This is a genomic window from Flavobacterium caeni (assembly GCF_900101895.1).
Classification (GTDB): Bacteria; Bacteroidota; Bacteroidia; order Flavobacteriales; family Flavobacteriaceae; genus Flavobacterium; species Flavobacterium caeni.
Genome location: NZ_FMVF01000004.1, coordinates 57,352 through 83,697 on the forward strand (window position 1 = coordinate 57,352; position 26,346 = coordinate 83,697).

The window sequence follows — 26,346 nt, forward strand, 5'->3', positions numbered from 1 at the left end:
CTGTTACAAATATTTTGTAACAAGAATTTTGTAACAGAAAGTGTGATAAAATTGCTGTGATAAATTTTTTATCACAAAAATTTTATCACAAGGTCAGCATGGTTGAATGTAGCAACGCGATGCAGAAAGACGCTGACTTGGCAAGACAAAGAATGAAGGTCAAGCCAAACGGAAACACGTTGACAAGGCCCGTCTAAAAAAGGAATAAATTATAGGAGTAAACCAAGCGTAGATGCCATGGCGTCCTCTCCGGTCGATACTTATCACGAATGTTGTGGGTTAGAAGAACGGGCGCGGTACGACGTCGAGCGGCCCCGATTTTCTCAAAACGAAAGATCTTTAGGTGAACAGTTTTACCCGTTTAAAATCTACAGATTTTTACTTCGTACAGTTCGCCCTGTGGGCTCGGGTCTACCACACGACGTGAAATTTTTTCGGTAACTTTCACTCGGGGCGGGGACCAGGGGTTCCCCTTGGTCAACATCGACCGAAGGTCTAAAAGCACACGATCAAACGCGTCAATCCGCCTGCGTCGAAAGCCACTCAATATCGGCTATCAAACGTTGGATGTCTTCAGGATTCGTACCGTCGTAAAACCCACGTACGCGCCGCTTGGTATCGACAAGCACAAAATTCTCGGTGTGCACCATGTCATACAATTCGTCGGGTGCGCCCAGCTTGACGGCCAGGTACGACTGCCGCGCCATACGGTAAATGTCTTTTTTGTCGCCGGTGACTAAATTCCACTTGGCATCGATCACGTGGTGTTTCTGGGCATAGGCCTTGAGCACCGGTACGCTGTCGATTTCGGGCGTGACCGTATGCGAAAGCAACATCACTTTTGGGTTGTTGGCGATGGCGTTCTGCACGACTTCGAGGTTGGCGGTCATCTTTGGGCAAATCGAGCCGCAGGTCGTAAAGAAAAAGTCGGCCACATAAATCTTGCCTTCGTAATCTTTTTGGGTCACGGTTTTGCCGTTTTGGTTGGTGAACGCAAAATCGGCGATGGCGTGAAAACGTGCCTTGTGTTGCACCGTACTGTCGACGAGTTCGGGATTCACATCGGCAGGCGTAAAAATAGGCAACGTCTTTTTGGGTTTGAGCGCCCCATAGAAAAGGAAAATCGCGATGCCCGAAACAACCAACATCGTCAAAAGGAAAATACGGTATTTCTTCAAGTAGTTGCGCATCGGTTAATTTTGCGGCAAAAATACGAAAAACACCGCGTTTGCCTAAAGGATTAACAGATTGTTATCGCCAAAAATTAGCCGATCTTTCGAAGCAATTCGGTATTTTTACGACCCTAATCCAACCGCAACAATGAAAAAAATATGCAAAGCCGCGTGCCTGATTGCGTTTCCCGCGATGGTGGCCACGGCACAAGCCACAAAAGAACCGGGCATCAACAAAGCCTACATGGATTTGAAGACCCAACCCAACCAGGATTTTTACCGTTTCGTCAACGGGACTTGGCTCGACCAAACCACCATTCCCGCCGACCGCACACGCTGGGGAAGCGCCGATGAGCTGCGTCAAAAAACCGACCGCGACGTGCTCGACATCCTGAGCGAGGCCTCGAAGAATCCAAAATACAAATCCAACACCGACCAAGGCAAGGCGGTAAACCTCTACCAATCGATCATGGATACGGTGGCGCGCAACAAGCAAGGGCTCAAGCCGCTGCAATCAAAACTCGCCAAGATCAATGCGGTCAAGAACGTACAGGATTTGCAAAAGCTGCTTGCCGAAGAAGAAGTCTACGGCGGTATCGGGTTCTTTGGTTTCGGTATCGGCGCCGATGAAAAGAACAGCAACCGCTACGTCGTCGAACTAGGCCCCGGCCGTTTGGGCTTGCCCGACCGCGATTACTATGTTTCCGAAGACAAGGATCCCAAGGAAAAACGCGAGAAATACCGGTTGCATTTGGCCAAGATGATGCAAAAGTTGGGCGAAACCCCGGCCGATGCACAAACGCATGCCGACCAAATTCTCGCCTTCGAAACCGCGCTGGCCACGCCGCGCCTGACAAGGGTCGAACGCCGCGACAGCCGCAACACCTACAATCCGATGTCGGTGGCCGATTTACAGAAACTCACGCCATCGATCAACTGGAACGCCTATTTTGCAGCCAACGGACTGGCCAAACTCGACTCGCTGATCGTGACCCAACCCAAGTACATGACCGCGCTCGAGGGCATCTTCAAGGAGAACAAAGTCGATGCCTGGAAAGCCTACATGCGATGGAACGTGCTCAACGGTGCCGCATCGCAACTCTCGACCGATATCGAGACGGCCAATTGGGAATTCTACGGCAAGACGCTCACGGGCGCGCTCAAGCAACGGGCCCGCGAAGAGCGCGCGTTGCAAACCATCAACGGTACGGTGGGCGAGGCGCTCGGCAAGTTGTACGTCGAAAAGAAATTCCCTGCCGAAGCCAAAGCCAAGGCCGAGGCCATGATCAAAAATGTGTTCCGCGCTTTCGAGCACCGCATCGAGAACCTCGCCTGGATGTCGCCCGAAACCAAGAAGAGCGCCATCGAAAAAATCCGCAAATCGCGCATCAAGATCGGCTATCCCGACAAATGGAAAGACTATTCGGCGCTCACCATCAAACGCCCGTCAGAAGGCGGCAATTTGTACGACAACATGCGCGCGGTGGCCAAGTGGCGTTCGGACGAACAACTCAACGATTTGCCCAAACCCGTAGACAAAGACCGTTGGTACATGTCGCCGCAGGTGGTCAACGCCTACTACAATGCGTCGTTCAACGAGATCGTATTCCCGGCCGCCATCCTGCAACCGCCTTACTACAACTACCAGGCCGACGAGGCGGTCAATTATGGCGCCATTGGCGGGGTAATCGGGCACGAAATCTCGCATGGGTTTGACGATTCGGGTTCGCGTTACAATGCCGAAGGCAACCTGTTCGACTGGTGGACCGAAGAAGATTTGAAACAATTCACGGCGCTTACCGGCGCGCTCGCCGACCAGTACAGCGCGTTGCAGCCGTTGCCGGGTATTTTTGTCGACGGCAAGTTTACGTTGGGTGAAAACATCGGCGACTTGGGCGGCATCAACGCGGCCTATGACGGATTGCAGCTGTACCTTAAGGAAAATGGCCGTCCGGCGCTCATCGACGGGTTTACGCCCGAACAGCGTTTCTTTATTTCATGGGCCACGATGTGGCGCAGCAAGATGCGCGACGAAGCGATCAAGAACCAGGTCAAGACCGACCCACATTCACCGGGCATGTACCGCGGCTATGTGCCGTTGCAAAACGTCGATGCGTTTTACGATGCGTTCCAGATCAAACCCGGCGACGGGATGTACCTGGCGCCCGAAAAGCGCGTCAAGATATGGTAATTACAAACGTCCGGGAAACCGGACGTTTTTTTTGAAAGTAATGTCCTAGAATAATGTGTAATTCGATTTTACCGCAAAGAACACAAAGTCTTCAATAAGCGAAAAGAATTTAAGTTCGCAAAGCTTAATTTCCTTAAGGAAATCTTTGGGTGCTTTGCGTCTTTGTGGTTAATTTTTTTCTTACACACTATTTTAGGACAATACTTTTTTGAAAAAGGTTTTTAGTTCAGGCGCGGGTCTTTGGGCCTGACTTTCGGGATCAGCGAGGCCGACGAGAAAACGATGATCTGCAGTACGATCAGGATCAGGATGATGATCGCAAACGCAAACTGCGACGAGGCTTTGATGTTGGCATACTGCGATTCGACGTGTTTCATGATCGATTTGGATTCGACCAATTGGATTTGGGCCAATTCATCGAGCCGACGCAAAGCATGGTCGGTATAAACGGCAGCCGTGTTGTCGTTTTTGGGCAACGCTTTTTCGAAATCGCGCACACAATCGATCAGCGCCATCGCGGTCGATAGTTCCTTGGGCGTCAGTTTTGTTTTGCGGTACACGCCGTAGGTTTGGTGAAAGTCGGCGAGTTGCGTTTGCACCGATTCAGATTTTGAAACCGGATTCGGGTTGCCCGTCAATGTTTCCCTGATGCGGTAGACGTTGCGCGTCATCTTCAGGATGTAGTCGTCGGCAATGAGCCGGTCTTCGTACAGCGTCGAGATCGCGTCCTTGACGTTTTGTGCGTGCGTCCTTTCGAGGTAGTTGTTCAACAACACCAGCAAGCAAAGCCCGAGCAGTACCGCCGAGGCCATAAGTTTGTTCTTGATTCCGTAGGCCCATTTCATGTTAATCGTTTTTAGGTTCGTATTGCTGAAAAAGGGGTTGGTCGATTTGTGCCGCTAAAGATCATCGGGTTCAATGTGGATCAGCACATCGGCAATCTCGGGTATTTCTAATTGCAAGGCGTCTTTTACGCGGTGCGCGATGTCGTGCCCTTCGGCCACGGTGATTTGCCCGTTGACCGTCAGGTGCAAATCGACAAAATAGGTCATGCCCGTCTTGCGCACATGGCATTTTTCGGTATCGATGACGCCCTTGACCGTGGCGGCAATTTGACGGATACGCACAATCATATCGTCGTACAAATGTTCGTCGAGTATTTCGCCCAATGCCGGCCTGAAGATGAGCCACGCGTTGTAGACGATGACGGACGAGGCGAGCAGTGCGGCCCAATCGTCGGCGGTTTCGTAACCCGGCCCCATAAAAATGGCAATCGAAATGCCAATAAAAGCAAGTGCCGAGGTAATCGCATCGCTACGGTGGTGCCAGGCATCGGCCTTGAGCGAAGAGCTGTTGGTCTCGTCACTTTTCTTGGATACGAAGCGGTAAAACACTTCCTTGATGACCACAATCGCGGCCAATACATACAGCGTAAACGTCTCGGGCACTTTGTGTGGCGTGCGGATGTGTTCGATGCTTTCGTAGGCGATCACCGTGGCCGAAACAACCAGGAATCCAACAACGGCAAAGGTCACAAGCGCCTCGGCCTTGCCATGCCCGTACGGATGGTTTTCATCGGCGGGGCGCGACGAATACTTGAGTCCCAAGAGTACCAGGAAAGACGAAAAAACATCCCCCGCCGATTCGATCGCATCGGCAATGAGCGCATAAGAGTTGCCAAAATAGCCCGCGACGAATTTGCACAAGGCCAGCAACACATTCCCGAGAATGCTCCAATAGGTCGTGCCGATGGCGGTTTGTTTGTTGCTCATAAAACAAAGGTATCTATAATTCGGGGAATTCGAACCGGTAGTCGAGTTGCCGTTGCACTTTGGTTGCCGTTATCGTTTTTCCTGCCGATGGTTGGGCATGGCTGAATTGCGGCGGCGGCAGATGGCGTTCCGCTGCCTTTTGCGTGTAGTACTGCTCGCGTGTCGGATGGTATGGCGCCACGGCGTTGAACGTTTCGCCCCAGGCATCGGTTTCAAGGATTTTGCAGAGGATGCCGATGCAGTCCTGCAAATGGATCAGGTTGACCGGTGCCTCGGGATTTTCGAGATCGGATTGGCCCGCGAGGTGAAAAATTGGATGGCGGTCCGGCCCGATGAGTCCGCCCAAACGCACGACGGTCGTATCAAAACCGGGCTGGTTGCGCAAATGGTTTTCGGCCCCCAACAGTTGTGCGCTCTTTTCGGATAGGATCACGGGTTCGGTCGCTTCGTCGATCAGTCCGTCGGCTTGTCCGTACACCGAGGTCGCGCTGACGAGCAACACTTTTTTTACCGTCGATTGTTCGATGTAAGGCAGCAGGCTTTCGATTTTTTTCGAGAAATGGAACCGTGGCGGGATGTCGATAACCAACACATCGGCATCCAAAAAACGATCGATTTCGCCTTCGACGCCGTCGGTGTCGAGCGTCACCAAAAAAGGACGGATGCCTTTGCGCTCGAGCAGCGGAATCTTGCCTGCAGAAGTCGTCGACCCATTTACGTCGAACCCGCGTTGGAGCAATGCCTCGGCCAACGGAATGCCCAACCAGCCGCATCCGAGCAAGCTGATGGTTTTCATGGTGTCATGGCTTCGGGCATGGCATCGGGATCGGGAATCGTGTCGCGCGTCGCGTTGGCCTGGTACGAGAAGTTTTTGGGAACCGGCACGGCAATGGCTACCTTGGGTGCGGGTTTTATTTTTTTGATCAGCACCACGGCATCGTTCAAGACAAACGGTGTGGGGATCATCCAGTTTTTGCGTTTTTCCATCGCGAACTCGGGATTGGTCGTCAAATCGAACGACGATTCCATCAACTGCAAATCGAGCGCGGTGGCTTTGGGCGTCATGAATTCGAACACCAGCGGCGCGTTATCGACTACATAATAACTCAACAATTTGTTGTCTTTTCGCCTGAACTGCGATCCTTTTTGTTCGAGGTCCTGCGCCCCGTTGGCCTTGAGGTTGTGCAACACCATGCGCTCGTTGGCAAAAATATCGTAGCGGTTGACCTTGCGGTTGGGCGTGATCTTGATTTTGACCCATCGGTATTTCCCGACCACCGAATCCTTGAGGAATTCCACCGTAGGTTCGGGGATGTCGCGTACCATCGCATTGTTCGCATAGGTGAATTTTGAACCGTATTTGCTGAACAGCGAAAGGTGGTTCAAATGACCGGCGCCCGTCGGATTGTCGCCCAGATAAATCTTGGTCCACTCGTCGAGATTTTGGTCGTAGGTGGCCCAATCGGCTTTTTCCTTGTCGGCATCGTATACATACAAAAGACTGTTCGGCTTGGCTTTGCCCGGGGCGTAATCGGCGTTGAGATGCGCATACACCAAACATCCGACGGCGCACAAAAAGGTGACGAACGTCCACAAAAGTTTGCGCGAAAAGGTGGCAAAAACAGGAAGCAGCAACGCAAAAAGCAATACGGTGAGCACGGCACTACCGGCCAAAATCTTGAGCCCGAGCCCAATCGGAAACATGACAATGAAAGGCGCCAGGATGAACAACGCGGGAACACCGAGCAGCAAGTTGATCCACGGGTTGATCTTTTGCGTGACCACATAGTAGCCGAGCATCAAAAGCCCGAACAAAACGGGAAGGATAAAAAATCCGGCACCGGGCAAGAACAACACGAGTGCGAGGTTGAGCAAAATCCAAAGCAGCAACGGCGCCACGGCCTGGTTTGAAATCTGCGCCTCGGTCTTGGTCTTCGCATAGCAAAGGAAACACACCGAAACGCTCAGCAACACAAACGCACCAATGTAGGCATGCCCGTTGTACGTAAACCCTTGCAGGATGTCATCGTATTGCGGATAAATGCCGCGCAACAGTTTCCACCCAAAAAATGCCAACGCGCCCGCGAGCACCACGGCGCCCAGCAACGGCAAAAATCCCTTGAAGATTTCGGGCAGGTGCAACGTGCGTTTGCCCAATCCGATGAAGACAAAAAAGACAAACAACACGGCGGCAATGACCAGCAAAGGAACGTTCCACGCAAACGGATAGTGGAAGAACCCGAGCGGCGTATTGAAATACACGCGGTCGCCTTGCGTATCGAGTTGCGACAAATCGGTGCTCGACAAATGTTTCAGCAGCGGCATCAGGTAGCTGCCCTGGTGCGCGATGGTTTCTGGACGCAGGTGTGCATAGTCGTCCTGGGCCGTATGGTAGTTGAAATGGTCGTCGATGAAGGCAAAGTTGAATCCGGGGATGTTGCCGTAGGAACGCAGTACGGTCAAATCGGTGTCGTTGGGCATCATTTTGTAGATGCTGTACATGAGCGAATTCGACACCGGATGCGAAACGCCCGCCGCCGCAAAGGCTTCGACCATTTGTGCATTGCCGCGGTTGACCTCCATCAGCATATAGCCCGGACCGGCCGTGCCGCGCGCCTCGAAGTTGAGCGCAACGCCGATCTCCTTGGCCCAGGCGTGCTCGGTGACGAACAAAGCCGCGCCGTTGAGCCCGAGCTCCTCGGCATCGGTAAAAACAATGATGATGTCGTTTTGGTGCGGTGTCTTGTTGTGCAAAAACGCGCGTACACCTTCAAGAATCGTGGCCACGCCCGAAGCGTCGTCGCTCGCGCCCAACGAGGCCGAATGTGGCGCGCTGTCGTAATGCGAAAGCAGCAAAAGCGCCTTGCCGCGACCCGAGCCCTTGATGCGCGCGAGGATGTTTTTGCTGTGTACGAGATTACCCCAATCGGTAAGTGTCGTGCCTTGTTGCGTGGTGGTTTCGAGCCCCAATTGCTGCAGCTCTTTTTCGAGATAGGCCGCTACATTTTTGTGGTTTTCAGACCCGACATAGTGCGGGGCTTTGGCCATTTCCTTGATGTGGCGCATGGCGCGTGCGGCAGAAAATTCCGAGAGCGGGCCTTCGGTCGATGCGTTCCAGCGCGGCATCAACGTTACATAGAGTACACCCAACAGGATCAGGATTATGACCGCCGAAAAAAAGGAGTAGTCGTTTTTTTTCATGTAGGTTATGCAGCTTTTTCGGGGCCAGACTCGAACCTAAAAACCCAAACCTCGCTGCAAGGTTGTTTGTTGATGGCAAGTGACTAAGGTCTACCAAATATAGCAATTAAATTCAATTCGACAATTTTAACAAATACGGCAGATTTTCTGTAATGAACGCAATTTAAATTGTGTTTGCTTTGTAATACAGTTAGTATCAACCAATAAAAATTTTAAACGCCATGACTGCACTAAGAAACAAAGTCCAATTGATTGGGCACGTGGGGCAAGACCCCGAAATCAAGAATTTTGAAACCGGCCGAAAACTCGCCAACGTCACCATCGCCACCAACGAAGTCTACAAAAATGACAACGGCGAAAAGATCGAGGAAACCCAATGGCACAAACTGGTCGCTTGGGGCAAAACCGCCGAAATTCTCGAGAAATATGTCACCAAAGGAAAAGAAATTGCCGTCGAAGGCAAATTGGTGCACCGCAGCTACGACGACAAAAACGGCGACAAGCGCTATGTGACCGAAGTGGTTGTCAACGAACTGCTACTACTGGGTAAATGACGCTTTTTTCGTACTGAAAATCAGTGTTTTCGGGTAAAGTTGTCAACACGAAAACGTTTTCGCGACTTGTCGGTCATCGGGATCATGACGCACTGTAAGTAATTTGTTTACATTTAGCCGATTAACTTGTAGACAATGCCACTATTTTCGCGTCTTTTATCGGTGTTTTTGCTGGTCTTGTGTCTTGCACCTTCCAACGGCATGGCGCAGGTCGGGATCAATACGGCTACACCTTTGAGTACGCTCGATTTGAATGGCAACCTGTCGCTCAAGGCCATCGGGATCACGACGGCTTTTGTGGGCGGGCCTGCGGGAAATGCCACGCCCATCAACGACGGGGTGTACCTTTCGCTCACGCCCACGCCCGGCAATGTAGAGTTCATCGTACCCAATGCTTCGACGGTTCCGGGAAGGATTTACATTTTGAGGAACATCTCGAACACCGTGACGGCGCAACTTTACAGTTTTGGCGGGTTGTTTTTTGCCAAAGACTCGAACACGGCCACTGCCGCGCCGCTCAACATGCCCGGCAACGCCACCATGAAAACGCTCATCCTTATCAGCGATGGCGCAAACTGGACCTATATTTTCTAGCGGTTCATCTCGGCCTGGAAACGGTCGATGAGTTGGCCCACGTGCAGCCCGTCCATCAAGGCGTGGTGCACGTGTACCGACATGGGCATGGTGCGTTTGCCATCGGGGTGTACGGTCATTTTGCCGAACGAGATTTTCGGGCAACTGTCGGGAAAGGAAAAGCTTCTAGCGTGTGACAGCGATGTAAAATTTACCCAAGGCACGGCCGAGAAATGGATCAGGTTGGCCATGTCAAACGTACGTGTGAACAGTCCCGGCGTATTTTTGACACGGTCGATTTCGGTCAAACAACGCTTGCTAAAAACCGCAATATCTTGGTGGTACTTCATGTACGAAAACCCGAACGATCCGTCTTCGCGCATGATTGTCGCCGATACGTCTACGCGGTCGTAAACGGCCACTTGCTGGTCTTCGATCCGGTACCGGCAAGCCTCGATCGCGTTGACGGCGGTAAGCGTTTGGTGTAAATACCAAATAAAGAACGGGACGTTGTGCGCCTTTGCATTTTCATAAGCGCGCGTACAATCGACCTCGACTACTGCACCCCAAAAAGGTTCGTCGAATTGGCGGAAAAAATGGAAGTGTTCGGTCCGCGGCCAGGTGTCTAAATCGAGGTAGGTTTTCATTCGAACAGCGCCAAAACGTCGGTGATTTTTTCGAAGTCGCGAAAGTTCGCATGTTCGACCTTGTGGTCTATTTTTTCATGCGCCCAGGTCGTGTGGAACGGGATGTGGTAGGCGTGTCCGCCGATGCCCAGAACAGGCAACACATCCGATTTAAGCGAATTGCCGATCATCAAAAACTCCGACGGGTGAATGTCGAGGCGTTTGACCAAATCGGTGTAATCCTTCTCCTGTTTGTCGCTCATGACCTCGATGTGGTGAAAGTATTTCCCGAGCCCCGAGTTGTGCAATTTGCGGCGCTGGTCGAGCAAATCGCCCTTGGTGGCCACGACGAGCTTGTAGTTTTTTTGCAACGTTTCGAGCGTTTGTTCCACACCGTCGAGCAACTCGATCGGGTGCTCGAGCAGTTCTTTGCCATATTGGATGATTTTCGCGATTACTTCGTTGCTGATCGTGTGGTTCGAAATCTGCAAAGCCGCTTCGATCATCGACAGGATGTAGCCCTTGATGCCGTAGCCGTACAATTTCAAGTTGCCGATTTCAGTCTTGAACAACTCTTGCGACAGCGTGTGTTTGGACAAATACGGTGCGAGCAAATCGCAAAACTTCTCCTCCGTTTCCTGGAAGTACGGTTCGTTGACCCAGAGCGTGTCGTCGGCGTCAAAAGCGATTACTTTGATTTGCATGTTAATACTCGTAAATTAATTCGGTAAGTGTACCGGTGAAATTGCCGCTGACGGTATTGCCGTCATTCGAGAACGAGAACGCCAAAGTGTACACGCCATCAGTGTGGGCAAGGGTCAGCTGCCCGGCATCCATGTCGTCCGAATCGAGCCCGTCGCCCGAAACCACTTGACCGTTTTGCAACACCAGGTTGGTGCTGATGTTGGTGTGGTCGATGAATGCGTTGCCCATATCGAATCCCGTTTTCGGAATGTACAGGTTATAAGTCGCGTTTTGTACGCTGCCGGCGGCATCTTCGTGCGTATACAAATTGAAATCGATGAGCTGGTGCGTATTGTCCGAAAAAACAAGATCGTTGTTGAAAAGCGTCACATCGCCATCGCTCAAAATAACGTAAAATCGCCTTTGGTCGTAGTTCGGGTCGGTGCCTGTATACGGTTTGATGACGTAGCCTTTGTTGATATTTTTCGTCACGCCATTCACGGTCAACGCCCCATTTACCGTAGGGTAGACGACGGTGTTGTTGTGGTCGCCATCGCCGCATGAAACGGTCAATAACAACACCAAGGCGAAAAGGGCATGTATTTTTTTCATATTAATTGATCGTTTCGCCGTTCGAAACCTCGGCATCCGGATTCACGAAAACCAATTTTCCTTCGGCATTGTTGGTCATCAGGATCATGCCTTGGCTTTCGGTACCGCGCAAATTCCTCGGTGCAAGGTTCACCAAAACCGTGACCTTTTTGCCGACGACTTCTTCTGGAGAAAAACTTTCGGCGATGCCCGAAACAATTGTGCGCACGTCGATTCCCGTGTCGACTTTCAAAATCAACAGCTTGTTCGCTTTCGGCATTTTCTCGGCTTCGAGAATGGTGCCGACGCGCAAGTCCATCTTGGCGAAATCGTCGTATTGGATCAAATCTTTTTGCGGTTCCACAGCTTTGTTTTCGTTTTTATTCGCGGTTTTGGTCGCTTCGAGTTTGTCGATTTGTTTTTGAATCTGGTCGTCTTCGATCTTGGCGAACAACAATTCGGCTTGGCCAATTTGCGTGCCCGGCGACAAAATCGTCTGCGCCTTGCCGACTTCTTCCCAGTCGATCACATCGGCCGGGCTCGGGTGCACGCCCAACATGCGCTTGAGTTTTTCGGACGTGAACGGCAAAAACGGCTCGCTCAAAATGCTCAATGCGGTAGCAATCTGCAACGCGACCCACATCTGCGTTTGAACGCGTTCGGGGTTTTCCTTGATGAGTTTCCACGGCTCTTCGTCGGCCAGGTATTTGTTGCCCAAACGCGCCAGGTTCATGAGTTCGTTCAACGCTTCGCGAAAACGGTAACGTTCGATCGAGCTTGCGATGACGGCAGGATACGCGCGCATTTCCGCAAGTGTCTTGGTGTCGATGTCGCGCAATTCGTTCGGTGTTGGAACGATGCCTTCGTAATATTTGTTGGTCAACACTACGACGCGGTTGATGAAATTGCCAAAAACCGCCACGAGTTCGTTGTTGTTCCTGGCCTGGAAATCCTTCCACGTAAAGTCGTTGTCCTTGGTTTCGGGCGCATTCGACGTGAGCGCATAACGCAAAACATCCTGCTGGTTCGGAAATTCCTCGAGGTATTCATGCAACCAAACCGCCCAGTTTTTGGACGTCGAGAGTTTGTTGCCTTCGAGGTTCAGGAATTCATTTGCGGGCACGTTGTCAGGCAAAATGTACGACCCTTCGGCCTTGAGCATCGCCGGGAAAATCACGCAATGGAACACAATGTTGTCCTTGCCGATGAAGTGCACCAATTTGGTATCTTCCGATTTCCAATATGGCTCCCAATCCTTGCCTTCGCGCGCGGCCCATTCCTTGGTGGATGAAATGTAACCGATCGGCGCATCGAACCAAACGTACAGTTTTTTACCTTCAGCACCTTCAACGGGAACATCGATGCCCCAATCCAAATCGCGCGTAACGGCACGGGGTTTTAATCCGCCGGCTTCGTCGAGCCACGATTTGACTTGCCCGTACACGTTGGGTTTCCAGTCTTTTTGGTGTCCGACGAGAATCCATTCGCGCAAAAACGCATCGTATTGGTCAAGCGGTAAAAACCAGTGCTTGGTCGATTTGGTCACGGGCGTTTCGCCAGTAATCGTCGATTTCGGGTTGATGAGGTCGGTGGCGTTGAGCGTCGAACCGCAGTTTTCGCATTGGTCGCCGTAGGCTTCTGGGTTGCCGCATTTCGGGCAGGTTCCGGTGACGAATCGATCGGCCAGGAATTGTCCGGCTTTTTCGTCGTACAACTGCTCGGTGACTTCCTCGATGAACTTGCCTTCGTCGTACAATTTGCGGAAAAACGCCGACGCCGTATCGTGGTGGATCTGCGAAGACGTTCTTGAATAATTGTCGAACGAAACGCCAAAATCGACAAACGATTGGCGGATGATCGCATCGTATTTGTCAATGACCTGCTGCGGCGTGATGCCTTCTTTTTTGGCTTTCATCGAAATGGCCACGCCGTGTTCGTCGCTGCCGCAAATGAACGCAACGTCCTTGCCTTGCAGCCTCAAATAACGCGCGTAAATGTCCGACGGCACGTAAACGCCCGCCAAATGCCCGATGTGGATCGGCCCATTGGTATAAGGCAACGCCGCGGTAATGGTATATCTTTTTGGATTTTGTGACATGTGCAATAAATTGACTGCAAAAGTATGATTTTTTGGGTTATGTTTTGTCAGGAGCTTAATCCCGCTGTCCGCTATATCTTTTCCCTGCTAAAGAAGCAGGAAAAAGGATGCCGCTGCCATCGGGGCTAGGGGTTCGCCGGTTATGTCATGTCTTCATTAATTATTAATGATTCAACATTAAATGTTTTTATATTTGTCGTAATCGAAATCCACCATGAAAAATCCCCAAATATTCCTCTTTATTTTCCTCGGATTTTTCATCCCAACCGCCCAATCCCAACGCCACATGATCACACCCGAATTTTTACAGAAAGGCGATACCGTCGCCATCATCGCCACCGCCCGAAAGATAGACGCGACGACGTTGCAACCCGCCATCAAACTGCTCGAAAGCTGGGGCCTGAACGTCGTGCTCGGCAAAACCATCGGCAAGGAAGACCACCAACTCGCGGGCCCCGATTGGCAACGCGCCACCGACCTGCAGGAAATGATGGACAATCCCAAGATCAAAGCGATTTGGGCGGCCAAAGGCGGCTATGGTACCGTGCGCATCGTCGACCGCATCGACTTTACCGCGTTCAAGAAAAAACCCAAATGGATCTGCGGGTTCAGCGACGTGACAGTTTTGCACAGCCACCTCAACAACATGGGCATCGAAACGTTGCACAGCTTGATGGCCGTGAGCGCCAAGACCGCGTCGCCAGAAGCGATCGAGTCGTTCCGCAAGGCGTTGTTCGGCGAGAAGCTCGAGTACAAAATGCCCGCACATGCCTACAACAAAACGGGCAAGGCCAAGGGCGAACTCGTGGGTGGGAATTTGTCGGTGCTGTACAGCGTGATGGGTTCGAAATCGGAGATCGATTACAAGGGCAAGATTTTGTTCCTCGAAGACCTTGACGAATACCTGTACCACATAGACCGTATGCTCATGAACCTCAAACGCAACGGCTATTTCGACGGGCTCAAGGCGGTGGTCATCGGCGGGATGACGCAAATGAACGACAACGAAATCCCATGGGGCAAAGACGCATTGCAAATCGTGCAGGATGTTTTGAAAGACTACAAGTTTCCGATCATCTACAATTTCCCGGCGGGACACATCAAGGACAACCGCGCGATGATTTTGGGTAAGACCGTTTCGATCGAGGTTGGTGCGACGGGGTCGACGGTTAAGTTTGAATAGAAATTCCAAATCCGAAATCCCAAATTCCAATGGCCCAGCACAACGAACTCGGAAAATGGGGCGAACAGTACGCCGTCGGTTTCTTGACCGAAAACGGTTATCAAATCCTTGAAACCAATTGGGTGTTCCAAAAGGCCGAGATCGACATCATCGCGCAAAAAGGGAATGTGCTTGCGGTGGTAGAGGTCAAGACACGCAGTTCCATCGACTTTGGATTGCCGCAGGATTTTGTCAAACCCAAGAAAATCCAGTTGCTCGTCAAAGCCGTCAACGAGTACGTGATGGCGCACGATCTGGACGTCGAGGTGCGTTTCGACATCATCGCCATTGCTAAAAACGATACCCAGGTTACCTTCGAACATTTGACCGACGCCTTCTTTCATTTCTAGGGCAAAAATGTTGCGGCGCGCCGTCGATGCGCTCGAAATAATGTTTACATTTGAAACCGTCAAATCCTAATCGACTATGAAAAAATTACTTACGCTGATGATGCTGTTGGCTTGTGCGGGCGTATTTGCGCAAAAAAGCGTCGCCTTGAAAGTCAACCAATTGCTCTCGGAACAGGCCGATTTCAAACCGGTTTCGGTGTTTACGCCTGTAACCGGGATCGACAATGCGAAAACGCGTTCGGTGGTAGAAACCGCTACCTACGCCCAACTTCAAACCGCACCGCTTTCGCAGCTGATGGCCGCCAAACACGCCTACATCGAACTCCAGGTGCCTTATATGGGTCAAACGATTCCAGTGCAACTGTACCAGGTTGATATTTTTGCCGAGGGATTCCACGTAGATACCGACAAGGCCGCGAACATCGCCTTTACGCCAGGTTTGTACTACCGAGGGATTGTCAAGAACGACCCCAACTCGGTCGTATCGTTTAGTTTTTTCAAGGATGCGATGATGGGTATCGTCTCGAACAAAACGCTCGGTAATCTGGTGGTCGGGAAGTTGCAACGCGAGGGCAATGTGTCGGATTACATTGTCTATTCAGACCGCGACATGAAGGTTGCCAATGGTTTTGCTTGCCGTACCAAAGACGTCGTCAAGGAAGGCTTCTCGATCGAAAACCGCAGCCCCGAAGGCGTAGCGCCGCGTTGCGTGACCATGTATTTCGAGATCGACTACAACATTTACCAGCAAAACGGCAGCAGCACCGACAATACCATGGAATGGCTCACGGGCGCGTTCAACGAAATGCAGACGCTGTATGCCAACGACGGCATCGCCGTGGCGCTCAAGTCCAGTTTCATTTGGACCGAAGACGACCCGTATGACGGCAACCCCGACGGAGAGGATTCTTCATCGGACTATCTGTACCAGTTCAACGAAGTGCGTCCGGCCTTTGACGGCGACGTCGGGCAATTGCTCGGTATCGATCCGGGCGGACTGGGCGGCGTGGCCGTGACCGTAGACGGGCTTTGTTCGCAAAACAACTTTTGTTATTCGGACGTCAACATAGGTTATGAAGAAGTTCCCGTGTTTTCGTGGACGGTCATGGTGATCACGCATGAGTTTGGGCATTTGCTCGGTGGCCCGCACACCCATTCCTGTGTTTGGAACGGCAACAATACCGCCATCGACAACTGCGGGCCTGAAGCGCTCGGCGAGGACTGGGAAGGCGCCGAATGTATGACCACGCCGCCTACAATTCCCGAAGATGGCGGGACCATCATGAGCTATTGCCACCTGCAAAGCGTGGGCATCAATTTTGAATTTGGTTTTGGAGAGCAGCCCGCGCAGGCCATCCGCAACGCGATCAACAGCTCGGCCTGTTTGAGTACCGACTGTATCAGCACCTGTATCAATGCCGTGGCCGATGTACAGGTCAACACCGTAGGCCTGGTTTCGACGATCACCTGGACCGAATTGGGTACGGCAACCTCATGGCAGGTAGCGGTAACCAATTACAATGCAGGCAATCCGAATTGGGTTACGGTGACCGAACCGAGCTACACCACCGATGTGTTGCAGGCCAACAGGTTCTACCGTTTCTGGGTACGCCCGGTTTGCGACAACGGACTCACGCCGCCCAACGACCGCCACGTCTTTGTCACAGGCGCGAACTGGTGCGACGGTATCACGATTGCCGATTCGGGCGGGGCGAACAACGAATACGACGACAACGAATCGTATGTGCGCGTGATGATCCCGAATTTGCCGAACAAGAAAATCGAGCTCACGTTTACGGCTTTCGACCTCGAGGCCGAATACGATTACCTTTGGGTGTACGACGGGAATTCGACGTCGGCGCCAGACCTCACCAACGGCGGACTCGACGGCACCGACATTCCTGGCCCGTTCGAATCGACGGCCGCCGACGGATCGCTGACGCTTCGGTTTTATTCCGATGGCGGTGTGACCGAAGAGGGCTTTGTCGCGCAGGTAGCGTGTTTGAATACATTGGCCGCGCAGGATTTTGCGTCGCTGATCGACTTTACCTATTATCCGAACCCAACCGATGGTTTGGTCGCGATTGCATCCAAAACACCTATCGATCAGATTACGGTGTACAATGTGGCGGGCCAATTGCTCTACAACGAGACGCCGCATCAACTGAACGCCAAGGTCGACATCGGCAGTTTTGCAACCGGAACGTATTTCTTCAAGCTAAAATTCGGCGACAAGGAAGCGAACTTTAAGATCGTAAAGAACTAAACAAAAGACCACTCGAAGGAGTGGTTTTTTTGTCTTTGGCGGGTTTTGAAGTGAAGCGGGCCAAAGCGAGTAGTTATGTGCAAGTGCTAAAACATCATCATGAGAATGAAATTTGTAGATTTATTTGAGCATGCAATTAAACTCGGTTTTAAAACTATTCCAGTTGAAGAGCAATATTATAAAATGACCTTCGAAACTAATGACTCATTGAATATAGAAATCTCATTCCCAAATGATACGATTGATGAAGATTTAGGTGACAATGTAAATATTGATTGGGATTACCGTATTAAAAATAAAGAAAATGTAGAAATCCATAGAGAGTGGTTTGACTATTATAGTGGAAATGCGAAAACAAAAATTGAAAATATGCAAAGTGATATTTTTATATACATAAACAATTTTGCAAATTCTAAATTCAAAATAATCCAGCGATCTGCACTTTCCCTTTTTGGGGTAAAATTTTTTAAATACAAAGAACTAATCTTCGAGTAAATCATTCTAATCGCTCCAGCACATAACAAGCTATTTACGCCAGAGCTGGTATGTAGCGGGCTTCGCGCTTTTTCTTCACAAAAAGCGATATCTTAGCAGGGCACAACCAGTCTGCGTTGATGCGCCAGTGCAAATGCGGCGAACGTTAGGCAATCTATAAAAAAAACCGAACAATGATTCTTCTAATATTAGTGGTTGTTTTACTAATTTCCTCAATAGTATATGAACAAAGGAAACGCAATCGAATAGTAAAAGAAATTAACCAAGTAACGCTATTTGATGATTTAATGCATCTCGGATTTGTGCAATCTGATTCGGCCACCAAAAATAAGGACAGTGAAAAGTGGTTTTCAAAGAGAGACGAAAATGATGAATTTGAATACCACTGCAGTTTTTATCTCAACAGGGGCAAAATTAATTTTGAGACAATATTAGAGCTAAAAAGAAGGGTCGTCAACAACAACAATGGCCTAATACACGACTTTAAACTTTCAAGAAGGTACAAGGAAAAAGGTTTTCATTTGGCTGGAAATTCTTTTATAAAGTTTTATAAAATAAAAAGAGTAACCGAATTGCCGACCGCCGCTGAAATTATGAATGATTTTAGCGAGATGGTTAAGACTCTAAAAAAAGAAAATATCCGCACATTAAATAAATTTGAAATATAAATACGTTGCCCAACCATGGTATTCAGAGAAGCAAAAATCCAAGACATCAAACAAATTCAAATCGTCCGGAATTCTGTCAAAGAAAATACGTTGTCGAATCCGGATTTGGTGAGCGACAAAGATTGCGAAGAATTTTTATTCGAACGCGGAAAAGGCTGGGTTTGTGAAATCGAAAACCGAATAGTGGGTTTTGCGATTGCCGACCTGCGGGAAAATAACATCTGGGCGCTTTTTTTAGATCCCGAATTCGAAGGCCGGGGCATCGGCAGAAAACTTCAAAACATGATGCTCGATTGGTATTTTTCAAACGGTAAAGAACAGGTGTGGTTGGGAACGTCGCCCAATACCAGGGCGGAGCAATTTTACGCCCAATCGGGTTGGGTAAGAAATGGCATGCACGGGAGCGATGAAATAAGGTTCGAAATGTCCAAAAGCATGTGGGAATCACTAAGGTCTTCTTAATGGAACGCGGGTATAAGCCACCACCGCCTGTTACAAAAAATTAAAATATTGAAAAATTGTAACAGTTTTGTTGCAAGATTTTCTGTTGTAAAAAAAATGCAACAGATTTTTTACAACAAAAACGCGGCAAAGAACTTACCCCATCCCATAGATTGAACATTCATCCAGACAAAAACTACGGTGTGTAATCAAGCAAGTTGGTATCACGAAGAAAGATGGATGGCACGGCACGCCGCTTACGTGGGCAGGCTTCGCACCGGTAAACGTTCGCGACCCTTGCCGTAAAAATCAGGCGCCCAGCATCGCCATCAGTTCCAACGCCTTGCCGATCGACTTGACATTTTCGAACGTCAGCAACAAGCGCAACCCGTTGGGCGTTTGTTTTTCCTTCATCTTGCACAGCGTCGGGTGCTTTTGCACGAATTGCAGCACCTGGTGAAAACGGCCCGATTGGTAGTAATCCGATTGCTGGTCCGACACAAAATACGCAATCATCTTGCCTTGTTTCATCACCAGTTTTTCGATGCCGAACTGCAAAGCGATCCACTTGATCCGTATCGAATTGAGCAATGCCGACGCGGGTTTCGGCAGCAACCCAAACCGGTCGATGAGCTTGCTTTCGTAGGCCGACAATTCGTCGTCGTTCTTGACCAGGCTTAGTTCGTTGTAGAGCACGAGCCGCTCGGAGATGTTGTTGATGTAATCGTCGGGGAACAGCAGTTCGAAATCGGTGTCGAGTTGCAGGTCCTTGACATAGGATTTGGTTTCGATGTCGTTTTCGGCCTCATACAATTCCTTGAATTCGTTTTCCTTGAGTTCCTCGATGGCCTCGTTCATGATTTTCTGGTAGGTCTCGAACCCGATCTCGTTGATGAAACCCGATTGTTCGCCGCCCAACAAATCGCCCGCACCGCGTATCTCCAAATCCTTCATCGCGATGTTAAAGCCCGAGCCGAGTTCGCTGAACTGTTGCAACGCGTGGATGCGTTTGCGCGCGTCGTCGGTCATCATGTGGTACGGCGGCGCGATGAAATAACAGAACGCCTTTTTGTTGCTTCGGCCCACGCGACCACGCATTTGGTGCAGGTCCGAAAGCCCGAAATTGTTGGCATTGTTGATGAAAATCGTGTTCGCGTTCGGCACGTCGAGCCCGCTTTCGATGATGGTGGTCGACACCAAAACGTCGAATTCGCCGTTCATGAAACCGAGCATGAGTTCCTCGAGTTTTTGCCCGTCCATTTGTCCGTGGCCTACGCCCACTTTGGCATCGGGCACCAACCGCTGGATCATGCCCGCGATTTCCTTGATGTTTTCGATACGGTTGTTGATGAAGAACACCTGGCCGTTGCGCTGGATTTCATACGATATCGCGTCGCGGATGAGTTCCTCGTTAAAGCCCACCACCTGCGTTTCGATCGGATAACGGTTTGGCGGAGGGGTGGTGATGACCGACAAATCGCGCGCGGCCATGAGCGAGAACTGCAGCGTTCTTGGAATCGGCGTCGCGGTAAGTGTCAGCGTGTCGACATTGGCGGCGATCGTCTTGAGCTTGTCCTTGACGTTGACGCCAAATTTTTGCTCCTCGTCTACAATCAACAACCCCAAATCCTTGAATTTGACGTTTTTGTTGACCAACTGGTGCGTCCCGATGATGATGTCAAGCTGCCCCGATTCGAGTTGCTTGAGCGTCTCGGTTTTTTGCTTGGCCGTCCTGAAACGGTTGAGGTAGCCCACACTCACAGGCATTTCCTTGAGTCGTTCAGAAAAAGTCCGGAAATGTTGGTAGGCAAGGATGGTTGTCGGGACCAGGATCGCAACCTGTTTGCCATTGTCTACCGCCTTGAACGCGGCACGTATGGCCACTTCGGTTTTCCCGAAACCCACGTCGCCGCACACGAGTCGGTCCATCGGGCGGTCGCTTTCCATGTCGGCTTTGACCTCGGCCGTGGCCTTGATCTGGTCGGGCGTGTCTTCGTAAATAAAGGAGCTTTCGAGTTCGTTTTGCAGGTAACTGTCGGGCGCGTACTGGAAGCCTTTTTCCAATCGGCGCTTGGCGTACAGCTGGATCAAATTGAACGCAATGTGCTTGACGCGCGCCTTGGTCTTGGCCTTGAGTGTCTTCCAGGCATTCGATCCGAGTTTGTAGATCTTGGGCGGCGCGCCGTCCTTGCCGTTGTATTTCGAGATTTTGTGGAGCGAGTGGATCGAAACGTAGACGATGTCGTTGTCGGCATAGACCAATTTGATCGCTTCTTGCGTCTTGCCTTCGACCTGGATCTTTTGCAATCCGCCGAATTTGCCGATGCCGTGGTCGATGTGCGTCACATAATCGCCCACCGACAAAGCGGTCAATTCCTTGAGCGTGATGGTTTGTTTTTTCGAATAGCCGTTCTTGATCGAGAACTTGTGGTAGCGCTCGAAAATCTGGTGGTCGGTGTAGCAGACGATTTGGTTTTCGTCGTCGATGAATCCCTGGTAAAGTGGAAAAACGACCGTATGGTATTGTTTGCGGATGCTTTCGTGGTTGGCCTCGTCGAGCGATTCAAAGATGTCGTCGAAACGTTTGGCCTGCGCGTCGCTCGAGCAAAACAAGTAATTTTTATAACCGTTGAATTGGTTCTCGCTGAGGTTGTTCAGCAGCAAATCGAACTGTTTGTTGAACGACGGCTGCGGCTGTGTATGGAACGCAAAATGCTTATCGGTCTTGAAAGCGGGCTGGTGGAACTCGACTACCGTAAAATCGATCGACTTTTTGGCGAACGCCTCACGCGAAAGGAACAATTGCGCAGGTTCGACATGGTTCACGGTAGATTGCAGATTGTCGAAAACCTCCTGCGATTTCTCGAACAATTTCTCGAGTTTCGAAAAAAGCAAGCCCGTATTCTGGACAAACAAAACCGTATTTTCTGAAATGTATTCAAGGAAACTCTCGCGGTTTTCCTGAAAGAATTTGTTCTCGACGTTCGGGATGATCGTGATTTTCTTTTGCTTTTCGATCGAAAGCTGCGTCTCGACGTCGAAACTGCGGATGCTGTCTACCTCGTTGCCAAAGAATTCGATGCGGTACGGATGGTCGTTCGAAAACGAAAACACATCGATGATGCCGCCACGTACCGAGAATTCGCCGGGTTCCGAGATAAAGTCGACGCGCTTGAACTCGTATTCGAACAGTACTTCGTTGATGAAATCGATCGACATTTGGTCGCCCACGGCAATCTTGAGCGTGTTCTTTTCGAGGTCTTTCCGCGTGACGACCTTCTCGAAAATCGCTTCGGGATACGTGACGATGACGGCGGGTTTCCTGCGCGAATTAATGCGGTTCAAGACCTCGGCGCGCAACAACACATTGGCATTGTCGGTTTCTTCAATCTGGTACGGCCTGCGGTACGAACCCGGATAAAACAAAACATCTTGTTCACCCACCATTTGCTCGAGGTCGTTGAGGTGGTAGGCGGCTTCTTCCTTGTCGTCGAGCACGAGCAAAAAAGGATGCTCCGATTTCTTGAACAACGCCTGCACGACAAACGACAACGACGACCCGATCAGTCCATCCACGTGCAACTTGGCCCCGTGTAACTTGAGGCTGTCGCCGATTTGCGCCACCTTGGGCGAATCGTCATAAACCGAAAACAATTGGGATCTCGTCAACGGGCGGTTGGATTAGGAAGGGAGCGCACCGGCGATCCCGATGTGGGTTTGGGCGGCACCGGCGTGTTGGGGATGGCGCGCGTGGTATCGAGCATCCGGATCATGTCGCTTTCGCCTTGTTCTTTAGGGATTTCGCTTTTGCGTACGATTTCGTTCATCTGCAAAAACAGCCCGCGCAATTCCTCGTTGGCTTCGGCTATGTTGGCGATGACTTTCTGGTCTGGAATGTCTTGCAGGTGCAGGAACAGGTTGATCGAGTTGATCTTGGTCGTGAGCACGGCAATGCGCGCCTTGACCTCGGGCTTGTTGAATTGAATCGGGATGTTGTTGTTGAGTTCCTTGGCTTTGGTCGAAAGCATCCTGGCCTTCTTGCGGAATTCGCCCATCGAGCTCTTGGGCTTTTGGTTGAGTTCGTTCAAAAACAAACGCAACTCGGCCCAGTGCGTGACCCTTTCCTGGGCCTTGGGCTGCAAACCGGTGGTGGTAAAATTCCAACCTTTGTTGATGATCGAAAAAATCTGCTCTTTCTTTTGGGCATCGCGCAATGCGGCACGACGCTGCGCCTCTTCGTCCTGACACGAAAAGAACACCGCACACGCCAAAAACAACCCCAATATCCTGATTGTCATAAAAACCTGTTTTCGCAAGGCAAAGGTACAAAGGTAATTGTAAAGCACATCGCGATAAGGCCGGCGCAATTATATTTTTGTTAAAAATAAACGCGTCGCGCCCGGTGTAAAATTCTGTGCGAAAACGTTACCTTTGCGGGATAACAACCAACTCATGAATCCAAAAATCCTGATCATCGGGGCCTGCGGGCAAATCGGCACCGAGCTCACGCACAAGCTCCGCGCCATTTACGGTACCGAGAACGTCATCGCGTCGGACATCCGCAAACTCAACAACGATGTGGTGAATTCGGGGCCTTTCGAGGTCGTCAATGCGCTCGACTTTAACCAAATCGAACACATTATTGAACAATACCACATCGACGAAGTCTACCTGATGGCGGCGCTGTTGTCGGCCACTGCCGAGAAAAACCCGGCGTTTGCGTGGGATTTGAACATGAATTCGCTGTTCCACGTGCTGAATTTGGCCAAGGCCAAGAAAATCAAGAAAATCTTCTGGCCGTCGAGCATCGCCGTGTTTGGCCCCACGACACCCAGAAACCAGACGCCGCAATACACCATCACGGAGCCGTCTACGGTGTACGGCATCAGCAAGCAGTCAGGCGAAAGATGGTGCGAATACTACCACAACATTTTTGGGGTCGATGTGCGCAGCATCCGTTATCCGGGCTTGATTTCATGGTCTACGCCACCGGGCGGCGGCACCACCGATTATGCGGTAGACATTTACTACAAGGCGCTCGCCGACAAAAAATACGAATGTTTCCTTTCTGGGCAAACCGAACTGCCCATGATGTACATGGACGACGCCATCCGTGCGACCATCGCAATCATGCAAGCGCCCGCCGAAAACATCAAGATCCGTTCGTCCTACAATTTGGCCGCGATGAGTTTTACGCCGACCGAAATTGCCGCCGAGATCCAAAAACACATCCCCGATTTCGAGATGACCTACAATCCGGATTTCCGTCAAAAGATTGCCGACAGCTGGCCCGCGAGCATAGACGACAGCGCGGCACGAAAAGATTGGGGCTGGCAACACCAATGGGAGCTCGCGAACATGACGGCAGACATGCTCGATCATTTGAAATAGAAAATGCCGCCCCGAAAGGCGGCATCTTCATCAAATTGGGTTTGGAAATAACGTTGATTATTTTTGCTGAAGCGTCTTGATGTAGGCGTCTTCGATGGGTGTCTTGATTTTGACGACGGGTTCTACGTTGTCGTTCGGTACGGTCATCGAAAGCACATAGTGCACGATTTTCCAACCGTCTTTTTCCTTGCGCAATACGCCCGAACCGCGGCAAATCTTCATTTGCGTATCGAGCAATTCGTCAAACCACGCCAGCTCGCCTGTTTCGTCCAGAAAGACATGGCGCTCCAAGGCCTTGAAATCCCACGTTTTTTTGTTGTGGAAATACGGTTTGCAGAATTTCCTGAATTTGTCGACGCTCCAATGTTCGGTCGCGTCGGTGCCTATGTAAATCGCATCGGGGGCCAACACTTGGAAATAAGCATCCAATTGCGCGTCGGCGGCGGCCTGGTGCCAGTTGTCGAGCAACTTGCCGATGGTTTCTTTTTCCTTGTTTTGGGCCACGGACAACGCCGGTACCAAAATGCAGAGGATCATCAATAGTCTTTTCATGTCGGTGGTTTTGCATCCGAAGATAGTCAAAAACACTTACTTCATCAAATCGATGATGCCCATGGGCGCGGGTTTTTGGTGCTCGAGGCTTTCGTCGTGTTGCGACAGGTCGAGGCCTTGGTTTTCGGCTTCTTCAGACACGCGCAACGGGATGAACGCATTGGTGATCTTGAACAACAAAACGGCACCAAAAAACGTAAACACCGATACCAATACCAGCGCGATCATGTGGTGCGCGAACACGTTCCATCCGCCGTGCAACAGGCTGGCGTTCTCGCCTTGCGCAAAAATCGCGGTCAGGATCATGCCCATGATGCCGCCAATGCCGTGGCAGGCAAACACGTCGAGTGTGTCGTCTATTTTTTTCATGGCTTTCATCGAAAGCACCTTGCTCGAAACGATGGCCGTGATGAACCCAAAGAAAATACTTTGCGGAACCGTGACATAGCCCGCCGCAGGAGTAATGGCAACTAAACCTACGACGGCGCCTATGCACGCTCCAAGGGCCGAAACCTTGCGGCCGTTAAGTCTTTCAAAAAACAACCAGGTAAGCATGGCCGATGCCGATGCGGTGGTGGTGGTGGCAAAAGCCATGGCCGCGGTCCCGTTGGCCGCGAGCGCCGATCCGGCGTTAAAGCCGAACCAACCAAACCAAAGCATGCCCGTGCCGAGCAACACAAAGGGAATGTTCGTAGGAATGTGGTGGCTGTTCTTGCGTTTGCCCAACACCAACGCGCCCGCCAATGCCGCGAACCCGGCGCTCATGTGCACTACCGTGCCGCCCGCGAAATCCTTGACGCCAAAGTAAGTGCCCAGGATGCCCGTAGGATGCCATACCGAATGACAAAGCGGCGCATAAATGAACAGCGTAAACAAGACGATGAAAAGCAGGAACGAGATGAACCGTACGCGTTCGGCGAACGAGCCCGTGATGATGGCCGGCGTGATGATTGCAAACTTCATCTGGAACAACGCAAACAGCATGAACGGAATGGTCGCGGCCATGGTTTGGTGCGGCAATATGCCCACATGGTCCATGAACGCAAACGTCGATGGGTTGCCTATGACGCTGTAAAAACCGTCGGCAAAGTGAAAGCCGATGGGTTCGCCAAAAGCAAGGCTAAACCCCACGACAACCCAAATGAGCGATACCACGCCCAAACAGATGAAGCTTTGCAACATGGTCGAAATGACGTTTTTTTTGCCCACCATGCCGCCGTAAAAGAACGACAGCCCGGGTGTCATGAGCAATACCAGCGACGAAGCCGTGAGCAGCCACGCTACGTCGGCGGGGACAATGTTTTCGGTAGGGCCGAACTGGGCCAGGATGTGCGCGTCGTTGGCCGGCGTCCAGAACAAGCCACCGATGGCCACCGCGGTGATGATTAGAAACGAAACGATCCAACGCTTTTCAATCTTTCTCATTTTGTTGTTTTTTAAGATTACCCTGTTTTTGTTGGGGTAAAATTATAAAAAACAATCAAAAATAAACCATCAAC

23 protein-coding genes are annotated in these 26,346 nt (G+C 50.8%); 10 read left to right on the forward strand and 13 right to left on the reverse strand.

Annotated features, from left to right (window positions below):
* Positions 1 to 518: 518 nt before the first annotated feature.
* Positions 519 to 1,190 (reverse strand): SCO family protein, encoded by a 672-nt coding sequence (locus BLP55_RS04315; RefSeq protein ID WP_091141110.1) that lies wholly within the window; start codon positions 1,188 to 1,190, stop codon positions 519 to 521.
* Positions 1,191 to 1,320: 130 nt separating this feature from the next.
* Between BLP55_RS04315 and BLP55_RS04320 the strand changes: the two genes are divergently transcribed.
* Positions 1,321 to 3,363: a M13 family metallopeptidase gene (locus tag BLP55_RS04320; RefSeq protein ID WP_091141111.1), complete on the forward strand. Its 2,043-nt coding sequence runs from the start codon at positions 1,321 to 1,323 to the stop codon at positions 3,361 to 3,363.
* Between the two features lie 221 nt (positions 3,364 to 3,584).
* Here BLP55_RS04320 and BLP55_RS04325 read toward each other — a convergent pair whose 3' ends face one another.
* From BLP55_RS04325 to BLP55_RS04340, 4 genes are read right to left on the reverse strand one after another with little or no spacing between them, the layout of a single operon-like run.
* Positions 3,585 to 4,208, reverse strand: a complete 624-nt coding sequence (locus BLP55_RS04325; RefSeq protein ID WP_091141112.1) for an MCP four helix bundle domain-containing protein — start codon at positions 4,206 to 4,208, stop codon at positions 3,585 to 3,587.
* A 54-nt stretch (positions 4,209 to 4,262) separates the two neighbouring features.
* Positions 4,263 to 5,135 (reverse strand): cation diffusion facilitator family transporter, encoded by an 873-nt coding sequence (locus BLP55_RS04330; protein WP_091141113.1) that lies wholly within the window; start codon positions 5,133 to 5,135, stop codon positions 4,263 to 4,265.
* Positions 5,136 to 5,148: 13 nt separating this feature from the next.
* Positions 5,149 to 5,931, reverse strand: a complete 783-nt coding sequence (locus BLP55_RS04335) for an NAD(P)H-binding protein (protein ID WP_091141114.1) — start codon at positions 5,929 to 5,931, stop codon at positions 5,149 to 5,151.
* Positions 5,928 to 8,336 (reverse strand): M28 family peptidase, encoded by a 2,409-nt coding sequence (locus BLP55_RS04340; RefSeq protein ID WP_244503414.1) that lies wholly within the window; start codon positions 8,334 to 8,336, stop codon positions 5,928 to 5,930. The genes BLP55_RS04335 and BLP55_RS04340 overlap by 4 nt, the downstream gene beginning before the upstream one ends.
* 221 nt (positions 8,337 to 8,557) lie before the next feature.
* Here BLP55_RS04340 and BLP55_RS04345 point away from each other — a divergent pair, with 221 nt between their 5' ends.
* Together BLP55_RS04345 and BLP55_RS04350 are read left to right on the forward strand one after the other, a co-directional pair.
* Positions 8,558 to 8,890 (forward strand): single-stranded DNA-binding protein, encoded by a 333-nt coding sequence (locus BLP55_RS04345; protein ID WP_091141115.1) that lies wholly within the window; start codon positions 8,558 to 8,560, stop codon positions 8,888 to 8,890.
* Positions 8,891 to 9,025: 135 nt separating this feature from the next.
* Positions 9,026 to 9,484, forward strand: a complete 459-nt coding sequence (locus tag BLP55_RS04350; protein WP_139149603.1) for a hypothetical protein — start codon at positions 9,026 to 9,028, stop codon at positions 9,482 to 9,484.
* On the opposite strand, the gene BLP55_RS04355 is transcribed toward BLP55_RS04350, so the two are convergent.
* The 4 genes from BLP55_RS04355 to metG are packed head-to-tail and all read right to left on the reverse strand — an operon-like array spanning position 9,481 to position 13,462.
* Positions 9,481 to 10,110, reverse strand: coding sequence for a chloramphenicol acetyltransferase (locus tag BLP55_RS04355; RefSeq protein ID WP_091141117.1), 630 nt, complete (start codon positions 10,108 to 10,110; stop codon positions 9,481 to 9,483). The two genes, BLP55_RS04350 and BLP55_RS04355, sit on opposite strands and share 4 nt — an antisense overlap.
* Positions 10,107 to 10,793, reverse strand: a complete 687-nt coding sequence (locus BLP55_RS04360) for an HAD family hydrolase (RefSeq protein ID WP_091141118.1) — start codon at positions 10,791 to 10,793, stop codon at positions 10,107 to 10,109. Before BLP55_RS04360 ends, BLP55_RS04355 begins: the two co-directional genes overlap by 4 nt.
* Before the next feature lies 1 nt (position 10,794).
* Entirely contained in the window at positions 10,795 to 11,385 is a 591-nt protein-coding gene (locus BLP55_RS04365; protein WP_091141119.1) for a hypothetical protein, read from the reverse strand.
* A 1-nt stretch (position 11,386) separates the two neighbouring features.
* On the reverse strand, positions 11,387 to 13,462 hold the full coding sequence (metG, locus tag BLP55_RS04370) for a methionine--tRNA ligase (RefSeq protein ID WP_091141120.1): 2,076 nt from the start codon (positions 13,460 to 13,462) through the stop codon (positions 11,387 to 11,389).
* Between the two features lie 214 nt (positions 13,463 to 13,676).
* Here metG and BLP55_RS04375 point away from each other — a divergent pair, with 214 nt between their 5' ends.
* From BLP55_RS04375 to BLP55_RS04400, 6 genes are all read left to right on the forward strand, one after another.
* A complete protein-coding gene (locus BLP55_RS04375) occupies positions 13,677 to 14,645 on the forward strand; it encodes a S66 peptidase family protein (protein WP_244503415.1) in 969 nt (322 codons plus the stop codon).
* A 29-nt stretch (positions 14,646 to 14,674) separates the two neighbouring features.
* On the forward strand, positions 14,675 to 15,034 hold the full coding sequence (locus BLP55_RS04380; RefSeq protein WP_091141121.1) for a YraN family protein: 360 nt from the start codon (positions 14,675 to 14,677) through the stop codon (positions 15,032 to 15,034).
* 76 nt (positions 15,035 to 15,110) lie between these two features.
* The gene (locus BLP55_RS04385) at positions 15,111 to 17,300 is read left to right on the forward strand and encodes a M12 family metallo-peptidase (protein ID WP_091141122.1); all 2,190 of its coding nucleotides are present in this window, start codon (positions 15,111 to 15,113) and stop codon (positions 17,298 to 17,300) included.
* Between the two features lie 99 nt (positions 17,301 to 17,399).
* Complete coding sequence (locus BLP55_RS04390; protein ID WP_091141123.1) at positions 17,400 to 17,795, forward strand: hypothetical protein; 396 nt, start codon at positions 17,400 to 17,402, stop codon at positions 17,793 to 17,795.
* A 173-nt stretch (positions 17,796 to 17,968) separates the two neighbouring features.
* The gene (locus tag BLP55_RS04395) at positions 17,969 to 18,463 is read left to right on the forward strand and encodes a hypothetical protein (protein WP_091141124.1); all 495 of its coding nucleotides are present in this window, start codon (positions 17,969 to 17,971) and stop codon (positions 18,461 to 18,463) included.
* 15 nt (positions 18,464 to 18,478) lie between these two features.
* Positions 18,479 to 18,925: a GNAT family N-acetyltransferase gene (locus BLP55_RS04400; RefSeq protein WP_091141125.1), complete on the forward strand. Its 447-nt coding sequence runs from the start codon at positions 18,479 to 18,481 to the stop codon at positions 18,923 to 18,925.
* 288 nt (positions 18,926 to 19,213) lie between these two features.
* Here BLP55_RS04400 and mfd read toward each other — a convergent pair whose 3' ends face one another.
* Both mfd and BLP55_RS04410 read right to left on the reverse strand, forming a co-directional pair.
* Positions 19,214 to 22,528, reverse strand: coding sequence for a transcription-repair coupling factor (mfd, locus tag BLP55_RS04405; protein ID WP_244503424.1), 3,315 nt, complete (start codon positions 22,526 to 22,528; stop codon positions 19,214 to 19,216).
* 41 nt (positions 22,529 to 22,569) lie between these two features.
* Entirely contained in the window at positions 22,570 to 23,202 is a 633-nt protein-coding gene (locus tag BLP55_RS04410) for a hypothetical protein (protein WP_091141329.1), read from the reverse strand.
* Positions 23,203 to 23,356: 154 nt separating this feature from the next.
* On the opposite strand from BLP55_RS04410, the gene BLP55_RS04415 reads away from it, so the two are divergent.
* Positions 23,357 to 24,295: an L-threonine 3-dehydrogenase gene (locus BLP55_RS04415; protein WP_091141127.1), complete on the forward strand. Its 939-nt coding sequence runs from the start codon at positions 23,357 to 23,359 to the stop codon at positions 24,293 to 24,295.
* 57 nt (positions 24,296 to 24,352) lie between these two features.
* On the opposite strand, the gene BLP55_RS04420 is transcribed toward BLP55_RS04415, so the two are convergent.
* The gene (locus tag BLP55_RS04420; RefSeq protein ID WP_091141128.1) at positions 24,353 to 24,847 is read right to left on the reverse strand and encodes a nuclear transport factor 2 family protein; all 495 of its coding nucleotides are present in this window, start codon (positions 24,845 to 24,847) and stop codon (positions 24,353 to 24,355) included.
* Between the two features lie 36 nt (positions 24,848 to 24,883).
* Positions 24,884 to 26,272 (reverse strand): ammonium transporter, encoded by a 1,389-nt coding sequence (locus BLP55_RS04425; protein WP_091141129.1) that lies wholly within the window; start codon positions 26,270 to 26,272, stop codon positions 24,884 to 24,886.
* Positions 26,273 to 26,346: the final 74 nt, after the last annotated feature.